Origin of the sequence: Fodinibius saliphilus (assembly GCF_005869845.1) — a bacterium.
In the GTDB taxonomy this organism is placed as follows: domain Bacteria; phylum Bacteroidota; class Rhodothermia; order Balneolales; family Balneolaceae; genus Fodinibius; species Fodinibius saliphilus.
The window spans coordinates 124,334-146,809 of sequence record NZ_VAWF01000004.1; the positions used below are offsets into that span (position 1 = coordinate 124,334).

Sequence of the window (22,476 nt, forward strand, 5' to 3'; positions counted from 1 at the left end):
CATACTCTTTTTAAAGTTTACAGCACTAAAGATAGGTGTTAGAATGATCATTCTCACAGTTCGTTTTAATCTTTAAGATCTTTCTACATCTAGAATTATACCTTTTTGACACTACCAGAAGAACCGTTAACAAAAATAGCTCTAAACTTGGTCAACCCTGTCGTTTTTAAAGTATATTCAACTAAGTTGAACAGACTCCTATCCTTTTAAAAACATAGTTGCTTTTCCAGCCATATTACTTCAAATTGTTAGCGACCTTCATTAAGATGGTTCATATTCATTAGGGCAAAAAAGGGGTAAATATTCGCAACTTATCAAAAAAAACACACCTGGCGATATTAGCTGCCGGTTTTTTTCTGATTGGCTTGCTGGGATTTTCAACAGGTATTTTTGATGCACTTGACCGTTTAATATTAGACTCTAAGTTCCGATACCTCCAGCAAGAAGATCCGAACAAAAAGATTGTACTTGTTAGCATAGATGAAAAAAGCCTCTCCTATTTTAATAAAAATGGGATGTATTGGCCTTGGCCCCGAGAGTTTTATCAAATAACAACAGACTACCTGTCGCAATCGGGAGCCGAACTCATTATATATGATATTCTTTTTGATACCCCGGATTTTGATCGCCGTAATATCTCTGGCACGCGAAGCGATAAACGGTTTATACAATCGCTTGAGAATGCCCAAAACAGTATTCTTGCATTTAAATCAACAGCAGCTCAAGATTCTATTGGTGCAGCCGTCAATCAGTATGCTGCGCTTAAACACTATCAAATAAATGATAAGGGCCCATATCAACAACCGCACCTGCTTACATCTAGGCCGATACAAAAGCTAGCCCAGTCGACCAAGCGTATGGGCAATACTGTTATGTCTGCCGATGAGGACGGGTTGATCCGAACAGTACACCTTTTTGATAGCTTAGCTCATAAAGGATATGTACCTACTTTATCAATGGCAGCTTATCTAGAATTACTTGATGGCAAACCTAAATTGGAATGGAAAAAACAGGGACTGCAAGTTGGAGATAAAGTTGTCCCACTTCAAGAAAACGGAGACTATCTTATCAACTGGTATAGTAAAGGAGGCGTACAGGAGGGTACCTTTCCTTATTACTCATTTCATGCTATTGTTCAGAGTGCCATCCAGAAAATGAGAGATTCTACTGCAACCGTCCCACTCCCGCCATCTGTATTTCAAGATAAAATTGTGATTATAGGAGCCTCTGCAGCTGGACTTGGAGATATTAAAAGCACACCTATGAGTTCCCTGGAAGCCTTCCCCGGCATGGAAATTCAGGCCACTATCCTAAACAACCTTATAGGAGAGAATTTTATAACCCAGCCTCCTTCCTGGCTGAACGGTGTTATTCTGTTACTGCTATGTGTTGGAATACCAATTTTAATTGCATACAGCCGTCCAACAAAGGGGGCCTCAATAACAATCGGAATATTAATACTGATTTTATTATCCGGACTGGCACTTTTTAGCTTCAGCAGAATCTGGATTCCTACCGGTATGTTTTTTGTAATGGGGGTGATTACTTATAGTGGCTCTGCAGCATACAAATATTTTGCCGAAGAAAAACAAAAGAAAAAGATAAGATCTGCTTTTGGTCAATACGTACAACCTGAGTTTGTAAAACAGCTTATTGCCCAACCCAAGTTGTTAAAATTAGGAGGAGAAAAGAAACATCTTACGGTTATGTTTTCAGATTTGGCCGGCTTTACCAGCATTTCTGAGTCTAAACCTCCAGAAGAACTGGTATCCTTTCTGAATGAATACCTTGGGGCTATGACAAACATCATTTTTGACCACTCGGGAACAGTAGATAAATATATTGGAGATGCTGTTATGGCATTTTGGGGGGCTCCCATCAGCCAGGAAAATCATGCGGAACTCGCCTGTCGCAGTACCATAAAAATGCTTGAAAAGGTTAATCAGATGACTCCACAAAATACTGATACCCATGCACGTTTCGGTATTGCAACCGGTGATATGATTGTAGGAAATATTGGCTCATATAATCGCTTTAACTATACCGTACTCGGAGATACAGTCAACCTTGCAGCCCGACTCGAAGCAGCAAATAAGAACTATGGGAGTCGCGCTATGATTTCTGAAAAAACTTATGAATTAGTAAAAAAGCAGTTTGTATGCCGCCCACTTGATATGCTAGTCGTTAAGGGGAAAACAAAACCTGTACGCGTTTATGAACTTATGGCAGATAAAGAATCACCAAATAACCTTGAAAGGCTTAATAAGGCAACGTATCTCTACCAGAATGGCTTAAATCACTACTACAATAGAAATTGGAATGAGGCTATTACTGCTTTCAGAGAAGTAACAGAATTACTGCCTGAAGACGGTCCTTCGCTCATGTATATCGAGAGATGTCAAAAATTCATTAAAGAACCGCCCCCTGCCAACTGGGATGGCGTTTTCCACCTCAAAACAAAATAACAAATCAACTATGTTTCGAAAGTACCTTGTACCTTCGTTCATCTTTCTTCTAGTTACAGGAATTGCTGCAACCATTGCATTAAAAACATTAAACATCAAGAACAGTGTAGATATGCGTAATGGGCCTGGCTCATACTATAAACTACTTCTCAGGCTACAACCCGGATCAGAAGTGGAACAGTTAGAACGAGAGCAGCAATGGTTGAAAGTTAAGACCCCAAAAGAGGTAGGGTGGATACCGGAGCGTTCTGTTTATACACAAAAACAAAAAAAAGAACCTGATGATAACGGCTCCTTAAAAGAGACTGCAGAGAATGCCTTTGATGAACTCTCCGATAAAAAAAATGATACTGCTAGTGATCCGTATGCCTCACGGGCCCAGGTTGCAGCTGCTGTAAAAGGATTTGCCCAAAGCTTTACTTCCCAGAAAACAACTGCTCAAGAAGAGAACCTTCTTAAGAACTTTGATAGTTATGTAGATAAAGCTGCCTACAAACAATTCAGAAATCAAAGGTTAGATAACTGGAGTTGGGCCAAGGCACAATCACGACTCGCAATAGATCCTGGTAAGGCCCCTGCCTTAAACCCTCAAAGAGAACAAGCAGGATGGGGCATTGCCAATGTTATAGCCCAGCGAGGACTCCTAAAAGATAAAGCCTTACAGCAGTATTTAACTCATATTGCATTAGTAATAGCTGAAAACTCTCATCGCTATGAAACCACTGTTCAGGTCTATATTCTGGAGACTAACAAAATCACAGGCTTTGCCGCTCCAAACGGCAGTATCTTTGTCTCCAAGGGGGCGCTTCAACTTATGAAGAATGAAGCAGGATTTGCCTATTTCGTTGCTCATGAATTAGCACATATTGTCTTTAATCACGGTGCTAAAGAAACAGAAAAACGGGAACCAAAAATTAGAGCTGAAGAAGGGTTCGAAGAATTAAATGAAGAGACAGGACAAAATAGAGATCAAAAGTATATTGAAACAGAAGCAGAACTAACGAAATGGGCTAACCAAGTTTACGAATACACGATTAAAGATCGCCTTAATGAATATGAATATGAAGCCGATTACTGGGGACTTGCATATACCTATAGGGCAGGATACGACGCTTACCAGGGACTTGAACTGCTAAAGCGAATTTATGACCGTCAAGGAGATTTTGACCGAGGTATTGGCCTTGTAAAATGGGAAGGTACTTCGTTGCGAAAAAGAATTACTAAAGTTAAAAAACACCTTCAAGATTTTAATATATCGTCCGGCTTTGGAAACCAGCACACATCAACATTCCAACAAATGGTAAGGGATATATAAAAGGCAGGACTTTTAGTGCCCTGCCTTTTTATTTCACACTGTTTTATGTAACCATCATTAAATAAAATGGTATAAGGTGATTAAAATGTAGGAAGGTTAGCTTTCAATTCAATCATCGCCATTCGCCCAATTGTTGGAGAAGCAACAAACTCTCGGACTTCGGATCCAAACAAATTAGTAACCTGTGCCGACACAGTTACATAATCGCTAAACTTATAACCTCCACTTATATCAATATTTACAAAGCCTCCCAAAGGACCGTCATTCCAGTCTCTGCCTACCCGTGCATTTTCAACAACAGGATCACCACCTACGGTAATATCTCTGTTTGTCTCTGATGCTACATTGATTCCTGAGAAGAAGTTATAACTCTGAACCCAGCGTCCAAATATGCTTCCAAAAAACTTGTCTTTATTAACATTGAGCCCGAGACTTATTTTGTTTTTTGGGGTGTTAATAGGCAAGTCTGTGGTCTGCACCTCACCATCTCCATTCGCATCATTGGACAGATCACTTTTATCCAAGGAAAAATCAAAATATGAGTAATTCATCTTAATACTTATTTCATCATTAATGAAATAATTCAGCCCCAGATCAAAACCATAAGTATTAACTTTACCATAGTTTAAATAGGTGAGCACAAAGTCACCAGGCTGTACAATACCGCTCTGGAGTTCACTAATAGGCTGGTCGCCTCTTTTTGTAACGATAGGACCACCTGAGAATGCTTGAGGAACAATATTGTTTAAGGGACTTAAAAAGTCTTCGGAGAAATTATAATACGCATTAGCATCTACAAACAGATTTGAAAGTGGAGTTCCCTTATATCCCAACTCCAAAGTCTGTATAGTTTCCACATCAATGGGATCAATTGTTGAACCATCGCTAAGTGTAAACCCTTCACCATTACCCAATACGATACCCCCAAATAGGTTCATCTCCATGTTTAGGATTGTAGGAGCTGCAATTCCCTTGCCGTAGGTAAATCGCCAAGTGCCCTTTTCCCCTACCCGTAACAATCCTGCTTTAGGGATAAAGTTGAATCCATATTTATCGTGATTATCCCCTCGAGCTGCAAATATAGCTTTTAGACCACCAAAGCCCAGCGTTTTTTCCAATTGAACAGAAAACCCAATTTGGTTGATAACAATATCACTATTCCCATCACTATCCAGCAGGTATGTCCCCTTACTGTTTGCGATGTCTCGTTGATATTGTGCACCAATAATGTAATTAAAGTTACCGATATTGTTATTATACTGGACTTCTGCTGCCAAACGCCTAGAATCATCTTTAAAAACCGAACCCCGATCTAGGGCTACTCCATTGCTGGGCGAACTACCAGCCCATTGCTCCGTAAATGAACGTTCCCGCGCCTCTTCTTCACTGAATCCGGCATTTTTGAATGTAAGGTAATTTTGCGTTCGCTGGTTCATTGCAAAAGTATCATCGGTCTTACTCCAGGTGTGGTTTACCTGCATAAACAAGTTTTCTGAACTAAATCGTCCTTGCAGGTAATGAACTTGCCAGTCTTTGATATTATTTCTTCCGGCATTTGTCACCCCAATATAATTACTGTTACTACCCCCGTAATTCAAAATAATGTCTGATTCGTCCCCTACATCGAAATACAGTCCTGCTTCTCCTTTGAGCACATCAAAATCCGGTTCCAATCCTATTTCACGAGATGCCTGGCTACCAAAATATACGGTGTCGGTATAAGCAAACTCTTTACCACGGGTATATCCTCCGGTTATTTTCAGACCTACCCCCTCAGTTATTTCATCAGCGTAACGTAAACGTCCTGTAAACTGTTCTTGGCTACCTCCACCTACCACGACAGTGGTACCTTCAGTATTCCTGGGATCCTTGGATATGGTATTGATAAGACCATTATGAGCATTAGGGCCATACAATGCTGCAGAAGGACCCAACACCACCTCTGTTCGGGCTATGTCTTCTTTTATCTTAGGCTCCATCAAACCGAATGGTAACTCAGTAGCAATTAACGTAGAAAGCCGACCATCAGTCATTTGCAATACCTTCGTATTAAAAGCACTGTTAAAACCACGTACATTGATACCTGTTCCATAAACACCAGTACGAACGTAGTCAACACCTTTTAACCTAGAGAGCAACTCCCCGGTATTAAACGAAGCAGACTGCGAAAGCTGTTGATCGTCAATAACCTCGATTGTAGCAGGAGCATCTGTAATTTTTTCTGCGCTCCTCCCCTTTGAAGCTGATACAACCACCTCATTCCCAGACCAAACGGTCTTCTCCAGCTGAATATCCACAGTTACTGTTTTCCCTGCTTCGACAGTAACAGGATCACTCTCAAATGACCCGAAACCAAGATAAGTGGCTTTTACTCTATATTGGCCATTAGCAAGGTCAGTAATCTTGTAAATTCCTGATTTATCTGTGGCCGCACCTTTAGTGGTGCCTACCAAAGATACATTAACCCCGGGCATGACCTCTCCGGTTTCCTCATCTGTAACCGTCCCCGTTATAGTGCCACTATTTTGCGCCCAGGCACTTGATGCTATAAACATCAAGGCACAGAACAATGTAATAGTTACTAGTTTTCTCATAATAATCCCCATTTATTATTTATGTTACCGTTTATTTCTTTTCATGTTTATCAAAGTTTTGGAAAATTTCAAACATTAATTACGTAAATCGTTATTTTTACTCTCAAAATACCCCACCATGGTATCAAGTACCTCTCCTTGCTTTTCTATAAAGGGTGTATGTCCACAATCATCGATGAACTTTTTATCAACTTTCCCCCCTTGCCCCAGATATTGCTGCAATGCATATTTAATTTGAGCTATCATCGGTTGTGGAGGATAGCTATCACTACCCGGCCAACCTTTCCTTAACTTCAACTTTCCCTGGTACCCCGGGTCAGAATATGACTGATCGGAAATAATTTTGTCATCTTTTCCGTGAATCCAGAGCAGTGGTGGCTTAGGACTAGCCTCTACAAATTGCTGTAGTAAATTGGTATTGTATTTGGGAGAAAGCGCATTTACCGGCCCATATTTACCGGGCGCTACCCCCGGCCAATAATCAGATTTCCTGTAATCACCCGGATATTTCATTTCTCCAGTATGAATTTGGAGCATGGCTGACAAGATTTCATCTTCTCGCTCCGCCCGAAACCCTTCTTTCCAAAAAAGCCTGTTCATTGTATTCCTTGGTGAAAACAAAGGATCTTCTGTCGACCGATCTCCGGCCCTGAGACGTTCCACAAATTCATCAACCACAATACCGCCCCCTGAACCGGAATAATCCTTATTATTTGCGATTCCCGTGGCTTCGTGAATGCCTCCAAACCCCATGGGCGGTCCCGGTGAAATAAGTGTTACGGTGTCAATAAAATTTGCCATTCGATCAATCATCCCCCAGCATACAAACCCTCCCAGAGAATGGCCTACCAAATGATAATGCGATAACTCCAAGGCATTAACTAATGAAGCCAGATCCTCAACCCAATCTTCTATTCCTTTTGTAGCATCAATAATTTGGTCTTCAGTCTGCCCAAACCCACGCAGATCGGGTGCTATACAGTAGTATTTATCAGATAGAGCCTTCATTAACGGCTCCCAGACAGTTGAAGAACAGGTATTTCCATGCAAAAATAACACAGGCGGACTTGCTACTTCACCAGCGATAAGCAAGTGCATCCGGATTCTTTCGGTAGTTATAAACCGAGAAGTGACACCCTTAAGATGAGTGATTTCATTCATGCTTCAATGACCTAAATTCCTCTTCCAGATCCCGTTTCTGAATTTTATTAGAGTCCCCCACCGGAAGTTCATCTCTAAACGCAATATGTTTGGGCAACTGATATCCCGCTAAATATTTCCGGCAATGCGATAACAGAACCTCTTCTGATAATACAGCATCATCATGTACCACAACAAAGGCACAGCCGACTTCTCCCCACTGTTCATCCGGCACACCAATAACGGCTACTTGTGCTACTGCATCGTGCTCATAAATTACTTTCTCTACCTGAACCGGGTAAACATTCTCACCGCCACTGATATACATCTCCTTTTTGCGCCCCACCATATAATAGTAACCATCATTATCACAACGGAATAGGTCACCTGTATGCAACCAACCTTCATCAAGGGCTTGGTCTGTAGCTTCTGAATTTTGCCAATAACCTGAAAACACATGCGGTCCTTTCATCAAGAGTTCCCCCACCTCTCCTCTGGATACTTCCTCATTTTGCTCATCAACAATTTTGACCCCTATATGGAAATTTGGAAAGCCTACTGACCCTTTTTTACGGATAGCATCTTCGGCAGGAAGCGAATAACAATTGGGGCCGGCTTCGGTAAGGCCATAGCCCTGACGAATGGGTACTCCCTTCTCTTGGTATTTTTTGATAATAGGAACGGGACATGATTCACCACCACATATAGCAAAACGGACACTACTAAAATCAGTATTCATAAAACTTTCTTCCTCCATCATCATACGTAACATGGTGGGGATCCCAAACAGTATACTAACCTCCTCTTCTTCTATCAGATTGTTACATGCTGCTGCATCAAATTCTGATTGCAGTACCAGCTTGCCCCCATGATGAATTAACGGCGTTAGTAATACATGCCAACCGCCGGTGTGATAAAAAGGAGTATTTACAAAAGAAGAATCATCGGACGTGAGCCCGAGGCTGATCTCAGTATTGAGGGAATTCCAGTGAACCTGCTGCCATGAAATCATTGCCCCCTTTGAACGACCGGTAGTACCAGAAGTATAGAGAATCATTGCGATTTCTTCGGCTTTGGCATGGTATAGCTCCAGTTTGCCTCCTTCGGACTTCAGAACATTTTGTATGGTGTCTATAGACAATAGTGAGTACTCCTTACCGGCCTCTTTCACCACCGATTTAAATTTATCAGCATACACCAGCAGATGCGGCTTAGAGTCCTCAACTAATTCCATGAGACCCGCTTTGGGTAACCGATAGTTCAACGGGACCATAATGACCCCGACTTTTGCGCATGCAAAGAACAACACTATATATTCTATGTTGTTTTTGGATACCACGGCCAAGCGATCTCCTGCTTCAAGACCCTGATTGTGCTGGAGGTAAAATGCCAATCGGTCGGCCTGTTCATTCAATTTCTCATACGTATATCGATTACCCGAAGAGGTATCGATTACTGCCTCTTTATGGGGCGTATGCCGCTTCCGTTTTGTTAGCCAATCGTTATAATACATATTATTGTGCTACTGCTGATTCCGTTTTCTCACTTCTCAGAGTAAGTCCCCTGTTCTTTGTGGCGTATATGCTAAAACCAACAGCTACTGCACTAATAATCGCCAGGGCTGCTGCCACTCCTGGATTTTCTCCGTCCGCTTCTGAAAAAGGAACTCTTATCTGTCCATAATACACCGTAAAATGCACAATGACTGCTGTTACCGATGCCCAAATGGGAGCAGATTTGGGTACATCACGAAAGAACATCCCCATTAAAATGGGTACAAAGGCTGCTGAGAAGTAGGCATAAACACCATTTTGAGCAAAAATGCCTACGCTTAATTTGGGGTTCATGAGCTGTTGCCATGAAAGTATTGCGGCAACAATAGCCATGGCTACAATTACCACACGATTACAAACGAGTTTTGCCGGCAAGCCCCACAATTCTCGTTCAAATAGTGATGATCCCCCTAAGGGGCCGATAATATCATTAGTAATAGAGGTTGACAGGGACTGTATTAGACTTTCGAGTGTAGAGATACCTGCTGAAATCAATCCCAAAACTATAATAAGTGCTACCGCTACCGTAAATTCTTTAACAACGTAGGCCGAAATGATACCATCCATTGGCAATGCCTCTCCATTAACTGATAAATCAGCAAAGCTTATACGCGCGTATAATCCTGCGATGACGACCAAAAAGAATAAAAATTGAGCCGCTATGCCAACTAATAGGTACCGGTTCACATCCTTTTCATTGTTAAGTAACAACGATTTCGTAAGTATATGCGGCTGACAAACAATGGCAATACCTACAATAAAGGGAGCCACAAATATTTCAAAGTAATCTCGAAACAGGAAACTACTATCATTAGTCAGCTGCGTTAGTTTGGGATCGATAGCATTCAGTTTATCCAAAAAGCCTGAGATGCCATTGCTAAAATGTTCGTATCCGGAGCCCAACAGTATAAATGCCACAATCACCATCAGCACCGCTTGGATAGTATTTGTATATACCATGGAATTGGCCCCCCCGTACATCATATATCCGAAAATAAATATGATAATACCGGTGAGTACATAAAGTTCTGGCAGATTTAACGTACTGGAGAGCACTTTGGTAAGTCCCACGCAAATCAGCACAATAAAAGTTATAAGCAGCAACGATAAGAATCCGAAAAAGATGCCAAACCTTCTGCTATCGTATTTTTTTCGAATCCAGTCGGCCATACTTAACGCTTTGACATTAGCCCCATAGCTTCGAAATCCCTTTGTGAATAAGATCAACGATCCTAAAGTTGCCAGCGGAAGGGCTAGGCCCAGGGCGATAACACCACTAAATCCGTACAGGGCAACAAAACCTGGATTAATTATAAAAGTTGCTGCACTAGTGATAGATGCTGCCAATGAGAGCCCCACTGCAGTAGGCGAAAACATCATACTGCCCAAAGCGTAATCATCCAACTCTTTGGTTTGTCCGGCCCCTCTAATTACGAAATAGAGTATGATCGCGGCATAACAGAGAATCAGAATCCAACCTGCTGTAACCATTGTGGATGATGCTAGGTCCATATCTATATACTTTTGCATTATAATTTTGACTTATTGTGGTAAAGCCGCTGCTACTATCTAACTACCATCGATAAGCACAAGCTCCAAAGTGAAGCCCCCCACCCGAACCAACAAAAACCAAAAGGTCACCATCCTTAACCGCCCCATCTCGTAGTGCTTTATCAAAAACCATGGGAATGGCTGCCGAACCAGTGTACCCAAAGCGATCCATAATAGTAGGGGCTGTATCACGCTCCAGAGAGAGGTTATCCATAGTTTCCCAAATCTGGTTAATATTTATCTGAGTCATATAAGCACCGGCAATATCATCAGTATTAAATTTTGCTTTCTCAGCCATTTTGCGAATCATATCTGTCCAAATACGTGGATTTATCTCTTTTGGAAACTTTTCGACAAACTGAAGACATTGAGAACCTCCCTTCGTCTCACTCCGGGCCGCGGGTGCCGCTGCCCCGCCACCATAAATCCCCATATGTTTATAATACTCTGGTTTGGTACGCAAGTCGGATGCTAAAAAACCAACTCGCTTTTCATCTGTTGGTTCCAAAATAACAGCACCGGCTCCATCAGCAAATAACGTTACCGTTTTCTTATCATCCATATTTAAAAATCGACTCATCCCATAAGCTCCCATTACCATTACTTTTTGATAAGTAGCATCTGTTACCATCATACTATTGGCCAATGATAGTGCGGTAGGAAAGCCCGCACAGGCGGTATTAGTATCTAGAGAAGTAGCATTGGCAAGGCCCATCTTATGCTGTACTACTGATGCAGTAGAAGGGGAAATAAAATCTGGTGTATCTGTTGCAATTATCAACAGATCAATATCTTCTGGTTCCAATTCGGCCATCTCTAAGGCTTCCTGACCGGCCTGTACACATAAATCACTCGTAGACTGTCCTTCTTCCATCCAGCGGCGTTCACGAATCGTCAAATTTTCACGTAGCCAAGTGTCAACATCTTCTCCAAGCAGTTTATTAAACCATTCATTCTTTATAACCCTATCTGGGGCGTAAGAACCACTTGCGATAATCTTAGAGTGTCTCATTATACTACTAATCCCCCATCTACCTGTATAACGGTTCCCGTAATATATTCGGCTTGATCCGATGCTAAAAAGAGATAAGCAGCTGCAATATCTTTTGGTTTGCCGAGACGTCCCAGCGGTGTTTGATCTTTAAGCTGATTGAGTACCTTTTCAGGCACTGTATCGACCATGGGCGTTTCAATAAAGCCGGGGGCTACTGCATTTACCCGAATACCTTTGCGTCCTAACTCTCGAGCCCATGTCTTGGTAAGCCCAACTACACCCGATTTTGTAGCCACATAATTACTTTGCCCAAAATTACCGTATAATCCTACCACTGAGCTGGCATTTAATATCACCCCGGATTCCTGATCTCGCATTAACCCAGATGCCGCCTTTCCGCAATAGAAGACCCCATTTAAATTAACATCCATGACTTGCTGCCACTCGTCTGGATCCATTTTTTTAAGCGTTGCATCCCGTGTAATTCCTGCATTGTTTACGAGCACATCCAGCCTGCTCCACCGCTCCTGTAATTCAGACATCGTTTGCTTTACAGCTTCATAACTAGTAACGTCCAACTTCTCAAAATGGACATTATTCCCCTCATCAGTCCATTTTTGAGCCAATTCCTTACCGGCCTTTTCGGCCATATCCCAAATTTCCACCTTTGCTCCTCTATCAATAAACTGCTGAGCAGTTTCCCGACCGATACCACCGGCTCCACCTGTTATCAACACTACCTTATTTTCAAAATCCATCATAAACTGCAATCGATATTATTTATTTAAAAAACTTATAATCATTCCATTTACCATTTTTGATTGCTCAAAGTGAACAAAATGACCGGCTTTTTCTATCATCTGCAACTCACTTCTGGGCAATTTATCATGACCAAAGCTTGCTACCTTTCTTGTCGTTAATTTGGGATGTACCTGTCGATTAGGAATAAGGCCATCTTGCTTACCGAAAATGATTAGCGTTGGCTGCTCCACTTTATGCAATTTATCCGCAACCGGATGCATTAACATCGCTTTCACCGATGCTGCATACGCTCGTGCGTATCCATCAAAATTATTAGCCTTTCGAATCTTTATTCGATCTTCAATCATAAACTCTGCCTCTTCAGGAAAATCCCAAAAAGTAGTCTTAAACGTCTGTCGCACCAATGAATCTGGTGTTGCCTTAATGGAAGATGGAGTTACAAAGCTGCTTATCATCTGCCCCTCCTGTTCTGTAAACTTTTCAAATCCTGCAGGCGCTAGCAATATCAGTTTTGATACTTTTTCTGAATGACTCAATGCGGCCTGCAAGGAAATTTGTGCCCCCATAGAATGCCCTACCCAGCTTGCTTTTTCGATACCCAGCGAATCTTGTAACTGAACCACCGTTTCAGCAAAAAACGGTATACTATAATCAGCTACATTCTTTGAACTCTTACCAAAACCTGGCAAATCTACAGCGATAACCCTAAATGACTTTCGCAAAATCCGAATATTCTTTTTCCATGCCGGAATGTAACTTCCAAGGCCATGGACCATCATGATAACCGGCCCTTCTCCAACATCTGTATAGGCAATACGATCTCCAGTACCCAATTGCTGGTATTCAACCGAATAGGGGTAGTCGAGATCAGAAAATTGCAGCGACTGTCCCTTAAGAAGGGAGAAAGGAATGAGTAAAGTGATTCCCAAAAACCCAAGTAATGCTATATGTTGAAGCTTTTCTTTCATACAAACTCAATTTATTAAATATTTGAAAAGTTCCAAACGTTAAATTTTAAAAAAATTATTCCGAAATCTCTTCGTGTTGTTCTTCCCAAGCTTTCATAAATTTTTTGTTATACTCATCCATCAGTTCATAAAAGGATTTCATCATTTTCATCTGCTTTTCTACATAGTCTGCTGATGAGGAATCCATCCCTTTAACTTGGGCCAGATACTTTTCAGCAATCTCAATATTGTCTTGCATCTTGTTTACCTGGTTGGAATACGCCTTCCCAAAGATATCTTCAGCAGTTTTATAGTAATCTTTTCGATCTCCGGGAATCCACACCTTCTCAATAAGTCCCCGCTCTTTGAGCCTGCGGCAGATTTGCGAGATAGGACCTTTACTCATCTCCAGCTTCTCCACAAAATCGTCCAATGATTGTGGGTCTTCTGATATAATCAGTAACCCTACAATACGTCCCATTAATGGATTTAATCCAAAATTACTATACCCTTCTGCAAAATCGGCTACTATCTGTTGCATAAGTTCGGGTTGTTTGGACATATCTGTGAAAAAATTATGATTATATAAGTTGAGAAATGATTTTGCTCTGTGCCTCTATAATTTGAAACTTTTCAAATTTTTGCAAACATATTTTTCAATGATTTTGAAGAGCTATCAGTTACCGGCTTATCATCACATAAGCTCCAAGAGAGTTGCAATCCCATTAAAGCGTTTATAAGCATCGACGGCAGAACTACCAGCAAGAGGCGAAGATTTGCAAAGCTCGCTTTTCTTACTCTAAGGCAGTTCCAATAACCAACCGTTCGCAACTAGCCGGTTACTATCGCTTGTCGACCAGCTTTTTAAGCTCTGAGACCAGCATCAGCGATTCAATAGGGGTCATGCGATTGGGATCACAGGCCTCAATCTTATCAATAAGCTGCTCTACGTGCGGGTCGAGCTGTGTTTGGAACAGCGACATCTGATCGATCTGCTCCTGTTTATCTAGCTCTTGGGCTGCCTTTTTTACCGCAGCCTTCTTTTTCTTGGCTCCTTCTTCAAGAGTGCCATTGCTGTCGGTCACATCTAAGCTATGGCTTTCCAAGTTTTGCAAAATCTCCTTTGCCCGTTCTATCACAATAGAAGGCAATCCAGCCATATCGGCCACCTGTATTCCATAGCTGTGATCAGCTCCCCCACGGACAAGCTTACGCAAGAAAATCACCTTATCATCATGCTCCTTCACCGACACATTGTAATTCACAATATGGTCATACATATTTTCAAGCTCATTGAGCTCGTGATAATGTGTAGCAAAGAGCGTCTTAGCCGCTACTGAAGGCTGATTATGCAGGTATTCGGCCAATGACCATGCAATACTAAGTCCATCAAAGGTACTGGTTCCACGACCGACCTCATCCAGCAAGATCAGCGAGTTTCGTGTTGCATTATTTAAAATATTTGCGGCCTCATTCATCTCTACAAGAAAGGTGCTCTCCCCTGCGGCCAGATTATCCGAAGCTCCCACACGAGTAAAGATCTTATCCACCAAGCCGATATGTGCCTCATCGGCCGGCACAAAACACCCAATTTGTGCCAAAAGCACAATCAAACCGGTCTGTCGCAGGATAATACTTTTACCCGCCATATTAGGACCAGTTATAATCAGGATCTGCTCATCTTCATTTTCAAGATGGATATCGTTGGGAATAAATGGGTCGCCCGGCGGCAAGGTCTTTTCTACAACTGGATGACGTCCTTTGGTAATATCGATCTTTTGATCATCAGCAATAGCAGGTTTGCAATAGTTGTTATGATACGAAACCTCGGCAAAACTCTGTAGGCAGTCCAACTCGGCTAAAGCTACTGCTACCTGTTGAACCTCTTCAGCAAAACCCGCGATTTCGATGCGAAGTTCTTCAAAAAGATCGTATTCCAACGATTTACTTTGTTCTTCAGATGAAAGAATTTTCTCTTCCACCTCTTTGAGCTCCGGGGTGATGTATCGCTCTGAATTTACCAAGGTCTGCTTTCGTATAAAATGCTCGGGCACCTTTTCGGTATGGGTCTTGGTTACTTCAATATAGTAGCCGTACACCTTATTATAACCAATTTTCAGCGAATCGATACCCGTTTCCGCTGCCAATTCATCTCTCGTATCGGCAATAAAATCTTTCCCGTTTCTGGCTACATTGCGCAGCTCATCCAGTTCTTCATTATAACCATCTTTAAAAATTCCGCCATCTCGCACGCTCGTAGGAGGTTCTTCTCCAATCGCATTTTCAATTTTTTCTTGCACCTCAATTAACAACTTCAGGCGTTCCAAAATATCAACAAGCAGTGGTTCCTCAAGCTGATTAAACTGCATCTTAATACGGGGTACCTGCGCTAGCGACTCTTTCAGGCTCACTAAATCACGGGGGGTTGCACGTCCTACACAGATTCGTGAAATAAGTCGCTCCAGATCACCCACCTGATCTAGTTCATCGCGAAGCTTATCGCGCACCTCATGATTTACGTTTAAAGCTTCTACCGCATTAAGGCGTTCCCGTATCGGCTGCATTCGTTTGAGGGGCCGCATTATCCACTTGCGCAGCATACGCCCTCCCATAGCCGTATTCGTCTCATCTAAAATTGAGATCAATGTTCCTTCACTGCCGTCATCCTGGATAGAGGTTATCAGTTCCAGATTCCTCTTGGTCGAGCCATCCAGCGCCATATATTCATTATTCTCAAACTTGTGCAGGCGCTTAATATGTCCCAGCGAAGCTTTCTGTGTTTCCTGGATATAATGCATTAGCGCGCCGGCAGCAACATGAGCTACATCCTGATCTTCGACCCCAAAACCCTTGAGAGAATGCGTCTCAAAATGATCAGTTAATAAGTTATAACCATAATCGCCTTCATACACCCAATCCTCAACAAAGGTCATATTGTAGTCCAAAAGGTATTCAGGTACATTATTTTTTAGCTTCTGAGGCAATAGCAGTTCAGCTGGTGTTATTGATTGCAAAAGATCGCCAAGCTGTTCTTTCGGCACTTCACTAAGAGCAAACTCACCTGTTGAAACATCTGCAAAGCCGATACCGGCGGTCTTCCCTTCCCAGTAAATTGCAGCTGCGTAATTATTACGCTTATGTTCCAGAAGCTTCTCAGACATAGTAACACCGGGAGTAGTAATCTCAGTCACCTCTCGTGAAACAATCTTTCGACCTGCTTTTTTTGCTTCTTTGGGATTTTCGACCTGCTCACATACTGCAACCCGGTAACCTTTCTTTACCAGTTTGGGCAAGTACGTATCGAGCGCGTGATAGGGGAAACCGGCAAGAGGCGTTTGATCACTACCGTTATTGCGCTTTGTCAATGTAATACCCAGCTCCTCACTAACCAGTTCTGCATCATCAGCGAAGGTTTCATAAAAGTCACCGACCCTAAAAAGTAAAATTGCCCCTTCATGTTCATCCTTAATATCATGATACTGACGCATCAACGGGGTAAGTGATTTTGTTTTGGTACTCATCGACAAGCAGTTATTTTATTTTTAAATTTTTCAGTACTATTAAAGCGGTACAGCAGCCGACTGGGTATTCGGCGTACCGTGCAATAATTATAAGCTGACTTAATAATTAGTATTCATTTATAGTGCAGAAGTATAAGAATTTCTGGCGGCTCATCGTAAAATTGATCAAAAAGAAGGACGTCTTTTTTAGTGCGTCAGCAATAACTTTTAATCTATTTATCTGTGCTATTCCTTTTATCCTTCTGATGATTTCCATTATTGGGTACGTACTTTCATATGAAGATGCTTTTGCAGAGATTATTCGATACGGACGAGAGCTTTTCCCAAGCTTTACTTATGAGTCGCAATCCGGTGATGTCTATCGGGGTGCCATCACCTTAGAAACCCTGCTTAAACCTCTTGTAGGAGCCCGCCGGATCTTTGGAATAGTCGGTACCGTTATCCTTATCTTCTTTTCACAAGGTTTTTTCCATACCCTCAAACATGTAGTGTTTGATATATTTGAATATGAAGATCGCAGGCACCCTATTTTAGAAATGGTATATAACTTTTTTACTTTCGGATTGGTTGGCGGTGTGTTTTTATTCTTTAGCTTAATTATATCACTGACATCCCTGCTCTCTTTTGATCAAATTGGGCTCCCCTTTACTGAAATGGTTATTAAACTAAGCTGGGTATATGATTTCTTAAATGTTCTTATTCCCATTGTATTTACTCTTATTCTTTTTTATACCATTTTTCGGTATATCAGTGAAAAACGTATGCAGCCTAAAGTAGCACTATTGGCTGCAGGTATCTACACCTTGCTTTTTGAAGCTGCCAAGCTCGGCGTAGGCTACTACCTGGAATATGCCCTCAGCGCATATCGCTATTTTTACCAGGGATATACCATCTTAGTAATTATTGGCATCTGGGCCTTCTATTCAGCAATTCTTTTTGTTATCAGTACGATTGTTGCACGCTCATACCAAGAACACTTCCTTAGCGAACCCTCTATCCCGGAGAATCCATATACAACTATCTCCTAGTATGACCGACCAAAAACTACCTCCTGCATTTTATCGGCGAACTGATGTTGTCACTATTGCCCGAGAATTGGTAGGGAAAGTTCTATGTACTTCTTTTGAAGGAACCATCACGAGTGGCATCATCACCGAAGCTGAAGCTTATTGTGGCCGTGGAGATCCTGCATGCCACGCTGATGGTGATACCAGAACAAAACGTACCGAGACGATGTACCAAGTCGGCGGCATTTCATATGTATACCTGTGCTATGGCATTCATCACCTTTTCAATGTGGTTACCAATATAGAAGACAAGGCGGATGCCGTACTAATACGGGCAATTAAACCGGTGGATGGTATTGACATCATGTTAAAACGACGGAGTTTCCAAAAAGCATCACCCGAATTAACGGCAGGGCCGGGTCGCCTTAGTCAAGCATTAAACATTACAACTAACCACGATGGTACTTCCCTTTTCAGTGAAACCATATGGATTGAAGATCGAGGAATCGTTTTTAATCCCGATCAAATACACGCAACTAAGCGTATTGGGGTTGATTACGCCGGTGAAGACGCTCAACTCCCTTGGCGTTTTTATCCCAAAGAAACTCCATGGATAAGCAAAAAATAAAAAAGCCCACCCCGATAAAATGGGAGTGGGCTCAGTAAGTAAAATCGAAAAAGGTTATTTCTTCATTGTATCTTGAGCAATTTTTTGGAAACGCTTCATCACTTCAGGATTAGACTGCACAGCACGCATAATTGCCTGAAACCGTTGTGGTTGCAATCCACTTTCCTGAATAACGGACATCATCTGTTGCTGAGCACCTTGCCGAACTTTCATCAACTTAGGCTGAATTTCCTTAATTGTTTGTTCTTCCTGAGGTGTCACATTCATAGAATCAGCCATCTTCTTATTACGCTTGCTCATCATAATCTGCTGAAACCGTTTCTCATCCATCTCTTTATCTTTAAGTGCAGCTTTTACTTCAGCCATCATCTTTTGCTGAATTTCACCATTTACCTTTTGCATCTTTTGGCTGGCAGTAGCAAATTTTTTCAGCTCTTTATCAGAAATACTGTCGGGCTGGGCGGCTTGTTGCTGCTTCATCTGTTGTCCTTGTGCAAATGCAGCACCTGCAATAAGAAAGAAGCCAAGAATGAAAACGGCAGAACGTTTAAAAATCTTCATATAGTATATTTGGTAGTAAATTGCGATTAGATAAATCTATTCGATAGTAGTCGAACAAATATATCGATTTTTTGTTCCGATCTAAAACAACCCGCTGTTCTAACCTGTTTACCAAATAAATATTTGAAAAAGCTAACAAAGCTAAAAAAATTTGTCCTCAATCGTACTTACTATATCCTGCAAGTTGAATATTGAATTACCGCTGTTTTTATTGGTAATGAAACTGGAGAATCTCGGACTTTAGAACTTGAGATCTCTATCAAATAATTACTTTTTAACATCATTTTAACAGTCAGTCCTAAATTTCCAAACTGCCTGTTTTAAACTGACCTATATCATAGAACAATTTGTTGACTATGCGCATTGTTTCTCTTTTACCAAGTACTACCGAGATTGTTGCTGCACTCGGAAGAAAAAATAAGCTTGTAGGACGTTCCCATGAGTGTGACTTCCCCGATGGCATTTCTGAACTCCCAGTCTGTACCGAACCTAAATTCAATCCTGACGGTACAAGCTATGAAATTGATCAACGGGTAAAAGCACTATTGCAAGAAGGACTATCGGTTTATAGGGTCAACCAGGAACAACTGAAAGAACTAAATCCAGACGTTATAATCACACAAGACCATTGCGAAGTTTGTGCAGTATCATTGGATGAGGTAAAAAAAGCTGTCCAATCTTCTGTTGGTGATCATGTTGAAGTAATATCCGTTTCACCCACAGATTTATCATCCGTGGTACGTTCTATACGGACTATTGCTGAGGCTATCAATGCCTCTGAGCAGGCCGAAAAGGTAATGCAACAAATGAAATCAGAACTACTGCATATTCAGAACAAAACAACCACACTGAATCATCCCGATATCTTAGCCATCGAATGGCTGGATCCACTTATGGCAGCCGGCAATTGGGTGCCCGAACTTATACAACTGGCTGGCGGACGGGCCCTTGGAGCTGAAGCGGGTAAGCATTCACCTTGGCTTGAGTGGAAGTCAATACAAAAATGGAATCCCGATATTATTACTATTATTCCTTGTGGATATGATATTGATCAAAGTCTTTCTGAATTATCACCTCTTACTTCCCAAAAAGGATGGAAAGAACTTGATGCCGTACGTAATAAACAAGTTTTTGTAGCAGACGGGAATCATTTTTTTAATCGCCCGGGTCCAAGGCTTGTAGAATCTACCCGTATTTTAGCTGAAATCATGCATCCGGCATCTTTTGAAAAACCCAACCAGAATTCGGGGCGCTGGATTAACCTTGCAAAACATCAATTTCACAAAAAAATTCAACAAATATGAGTAGAAAGATAGCCATTATCGGTGCAACATCAGGTATTGGTAGAGCTCTTGCAGTAGAACTCCATAATCGGGGGCATACAATTGGTGCCACCGGTCGTCGCGTTGAACGTCTCGAATCGTTAAAACAAGAGTTAGGCACACGTATCTCTACAGCTTATATGGATGTTACCGACTATGATGACGCCATTGATCAGCTGGAACTTCTAAAGCAACGCATGCATGGTATCGACAGCATTGTTATTAATGCCGGTGTTTCAAATTTTCAAAAACGGGTAAGCCACGAGGGAGATATGCATGTCATTGATGTAAATGTAAGAGGTTTCGCCAACTTGGCTGCCTATAGCTTTTCTATGTTTCACCGTCAGGAACATGGGCATATAATCGGTATCTCCTCGGTTGCCTCTTTTTTCGGCTGGGGATTAAGTGCCCCTTACAGTGCATCTAAAGCATTCATGAATACCTACCTGCAGGGGTATCGACAAAAAGCGAACCATACTGATGCTGATATATCAGTCACAACTATTATACCCGGTTTCGTGGAATCCGAAATGACAGAAGGCAAAAGAGGGATGTTCTGGGTTTCCGATACCGACAAAGCTGCAAACCAGATAGCTGATGCTATTAAAAAGAAAAAACATCGTGCATATGTCACAAAACGATGGCGATATGTAGTATGGCTGCTAAAATTAGTACCCCACTGGGTGTGGAATCGGATGTAATTTCGCTATACTTGGTTTTCATTAGAACCAACAACTTAAACAATCCTCAACCCTACCGTGTCTAGTACCAGTGCCGGCATCCTCTTATTTAGTCGAAAACCACATCTTCAATTACTTTTAGCCCATCCCGGCGGGCCTTACTGGTGGAATAAAGATGAAGGGGCATGGACTATACCAAAAGGAGAAATAGAAAAAAACGAACCCCCTTTAAAAGCAGCTAAAAGAGAGTTTGAAGAAGAGCTTGGGTTTATACCTGAAGGCGATTTTCTGGAACTAAATACCATTACCCAAAAAGGGGGAAAAACCGTGCATGCATGGGCTGTAGAATATCAAATACCTGATGATTTTATCTTTACGCCCAATTATTTTGAAATTGAGTGGCCACCAGACTCAGGAAAAACGGAAGAATTTCCTGAGATCGATCGCATCGAATATTTTGGCCCTTTTGAAGCACGAAAAAAAATCAACCCGGCGCAGCGACCATTCATTAATCGACTCATCACTATTTGCAGTAAATAAGAACGCTATTGCAACTACAAAAGTTATATAATACACAACAGATCGTAAACACATATAAACTGAGAGGAAAACAAAATGTTAGGAAAAAAACTATTGATGCTTGTCGGAGATTTTGGTGAAGATTATGAAATTATGGTTCCTTTTCAGGCCCTGCAAATGGTAGGTCATACCGTTCATGCCGTTTGTCCCGACAAAGAAGAGGGCGACATTGTTAAAACTGCAATTCACGACTTTGAGGGCGACCAAACTTACACAGAAAAACCGGGTCACAACTTCACTCTTAATGCAACATTTAATGAAATCACCCCAAGCGATTACGACGGATTAGTGATAGCAGGTGGTCGTGCACCCGAATATTTACGTCTCGAAAAAGATGTCTTGAACATGGTAGTGCATTTTTTCGAAAAAAATAAACCGGTAGCTGCCATTTGCCACGGGCTTCAAATTCTATCAGCCGCAGATGTAATCAGAGGCAAAACACTCACCGCTTATCCCGCTTGTGGTCCGGAAATGGAAGCAGCCGGAGCCCATTACAAAGAAGTAGAACCAACGGAAGTTGTTGTTGATGGAAACCTGGTAACCACACCAGCGTGGCCGGGCCATCCTAAATGGCTTTCAGCTTTCCTTGATGTACTTGGTACAAAAATTACTCATAAAGAAAGGGCCACTGCCTAGTATTATTTATTAATAGCGGGGAGAAATGACCTCCCCGCTTTTTTATTACCAAATAAAATGATCTATCCCATATTTTTTCGGCGTTCGGTTTCGTACTTCCTCTAAGCAACATCCTTACTTTCTTCTGTACTATACAACATTACAGATAAACACTTATCCACATCGGCTAATCGTGCAACGCTAAACTATTATAATCAGATACAAGAAACCTCAATTACTTA

At 41.7% G+C, this 22,476-nt stretch carries 18 protein-coding genes; 8 read left to right on the top strand and 10 right to left on the bottom strand.

Features of this window, described 5'->3' with window-relative positions; genetic code table 11:
* Positions 1-365 precede the first annotated feature (365 nt).
* Positions 366-2,465, top strand: coding sequence for a CHASE2 domain-containing protein (locus tag FCN14_RS13450; RefSeq protein WP_138431810.1), 2,100 nt, complete (start codon positions 366-368; stop codon positions 2,463-2,465).
* A 10-nt stretch (positions 2,466-2,475) separates the two neighbouring features.
* Complete coding sequence (locus FCN14_RS13455; protein ID WP_171032937.1) at positions 2,476-3,780, top strand: M48 family metalloprotease; 1,305 nt, start codon at positions 2,476-2,478, stop codon at positions 3,778-3,780.
* Between the two features lie 80 nt (positions 3,781-3,860).
* On the opposite strand, the gene FCN14_RS13460 is transcribed toward FCN14_RS13455, so the two are convergent.
* From FCN14_RS13460 to mutS, 9 genes are all read right to left on the bottom strand, one after another.
* Positions 3,861-6,374, bottom strand: a complete 2,514-nt coding sequence (locus FCN14_RS13460; protein ID WP_138431812.1) for a TonB-dependent receptor — start codon at positions 6,372-6,374, stop codon at positions 3,861-3,863.
* Between the two features lie 75 nt (positions 6,375-6,449).
* On the bottom strand, positions 6,450-7,535 hold the full coding sequence (locus FCN14_RS13465) for an alpha/beta hydrolase (protein WP_138431813.1): 1,086 nt from the start codon (positions 7,533-7,535) through the stop codon (positions 6,450-6,452).
* On the bottom strand, positions 7,528-9,027 hold the full coding sequence (locus FCN14_RS13470; protein ID WP_138431814.1) for a class I adenylate-forming enzyme family protein: 1,500 nt from the start codon (positions 9,025-9,027) through the stop codon (positions 7,528-7,530). Before FCN14_RS13470 ends, FCN14_RS13465 begins: the two co-directional genes overlap by 8 nt.
* 1 nt (position 9,028) lies before the next feature.
* Positions 9,029-10,597: a sodium/pantothenate symporter gene (locus FCN14_RS13475; protein WP_212747651.1), complete on the bottom strand. Its 1,569-nt coding sequence runs from the start codon at positions 10,595-10,597 to the stop codon at positions 9,029-9,031.
* Between the two features lie 43 nt (positions 10,598-10,640).
* On the bottom strand, positions 10,641-11,630 hold the full coding sequence (locus tag FCN14_RS13480; protein WP_138431816.1) for a 3-oxoacyl-ACP synthase III family protein: 990 nt from the start codon (positions 11,628-11,630) through the stop codon (positions 10,641-10,643).
* On the bottom strand, positions 11,630-12,373 hold the full coding sequence (gene fabG / locus FCN14_RS13485; RefSeq protein WP_138431817.1) for a 3-oxoacyl-ACP reductase FabG: 744 nt from the start codon (positions 12,371-12,373) through the stop codon (positions 11,630-11,632). The genes FCN14_RS13480 and fabG overlap by 1 nt, the downstream gene beginning before the upstream one ends.
* 15 nt (positions 12,374-12,388) lie before the next feature.
* On the bottom strand, positions 12,389-13,342 hold the full coding sequence (locus FCN14_RS13490) for an alpha/beta fold hydrolase (RefSeq protein WP_138431818.1): 954 nt from the start codon (positions 13,340-13,342) through the stop codon (positions 12,389-12,391).
* Between the two features lie 55 nt (positions 13,343-13,397).
* Complete coding sequence (locus FCN14_RS13495) at positions 13,398-13,862, bottom strand: GbsR/MarR family transcriptional regulator (protein WP_138431819.1); 465 nt, start codon at positions 13,860-13,862, stop codon at positions 13,398-13,400.
* 301 nt (positions 13,863-14,163) lie between these two features.
* Complete coding sequence (gene mutS / locus FCN14_RS13500) at positions 14,164-16,842, bottom strand: DNA mismatch repair protein MutS (protein WP_138431820.1); 2,679 nt, start codon at positions 16,840-16,842, stop codon at positions 14,164-14,166.
* A gap of 122 nt (positions 16,843-16,964) precedes the next feature.
* On the opposite strand from mutS, the gene FCN14_RS13505 reads away from it, so the two are divergent.
* Complete coding sequence (locus FCN14_RS13505) at positions 16,965-17,870, top strand: YihY/virulence factor BrkB family protein (RefSeq protein ID WP_138431821.1); 906 nt, start codon at positions 16,965-16,967, stop codon at positions 17,868-17,870.
* Position 17,871: 1 nt separating this feature from the next.
* Positions 17,872-18,477, top strand: coding sequence for a DNA-3-methyladenine glycosylase (locus FCN14_RS13510; RefSeq protein ID WP_138431822.1), 606 nt, complete (start codon positions 17,872-17,874; stop codon positions 18,475-18,477).
* Between the two features lie 54 nt (positions 18,478-18,531).
* On the opposite strand, the gene FCN14_RS13515 is transcribed toward FCN14_RS13510, so the two are convergent.
* Positions 18,532-19,038 (bottom strand): DUF4168 domain-containing protein, encoded by a 507-nt coding sequence (locus FCN14_RS13515; protein ID WP_138431823.1) that lies wholly within the window; start codon positions 19,036-19,038, stop codon positions 18,532-18,534.
* Between the two features lie 356 nt (positions 19,039-19,394).
* Between FCN14_RS13515 and FCN14_RS13520 the strand changes: the two genes are divergently transcribed.
* The 4 genes from FCN14_RS13520 to FCN14_RS13535 all read left to right on the top strand — a co-directional run bounded on the left by FCN14_RS13520 (position 19,395) and on the right by FCN14_RS13535 (position 22,255).
* Positions 19,395-20,342: a cobalamin-binding protein gene (locus FCN14_RS13520; RefSeq protein ID WP_138431824.1), complete on the top strand. Its 948-nt coding sequence runs from the start codon at positions 19,395-19,397 to the stop codon at positions 20,340-20,342.
* Positions 20,339-21,061 carry an SDR family NAD(P)-dependent oxidoreductase gene (locus FCN14_RS13525; RefSeq protein WP_138431825.1) on the top strand — a complete coding sequence of 241 codons (723 nt, stop codon included), beginning with the start codon at positions 20,339-20,341 and terminating at the stop codon, positions 21,059-21,061. The genes FCN14_RS13520 and FCN14_RS13525 overlap by 4 nt, the downstream gene beginning before the upstream one ends.
* A 57-nt stretch (positions 21,062-21,118) precedes the next feature.
* Positions 21,119-21,580, top strand: a complete 462-nt coding sequence (locus tag FCN14_RS13530; protein WP_138431826.1) for an NUDIX hydrolase — start codon at positions 21,119-21,121, stop codon at positions 21,578-21,580.
* Positions 21,581-21,655: 75 nt separating this feature from the next.
* On the top strand, positions 21,656-22,255 hold the full coding sequence (locus FCN14_RS13535) for a DJ-1/PfpI family protein (protein WP_138431827.1): 600 nt from the start codon (positions 21,656-21,658) through the stop codon (positions 22,253-22,255).
* The last annotated feature ends 221 nt before the right edge of the window (positions 22,256-22,476 follow it).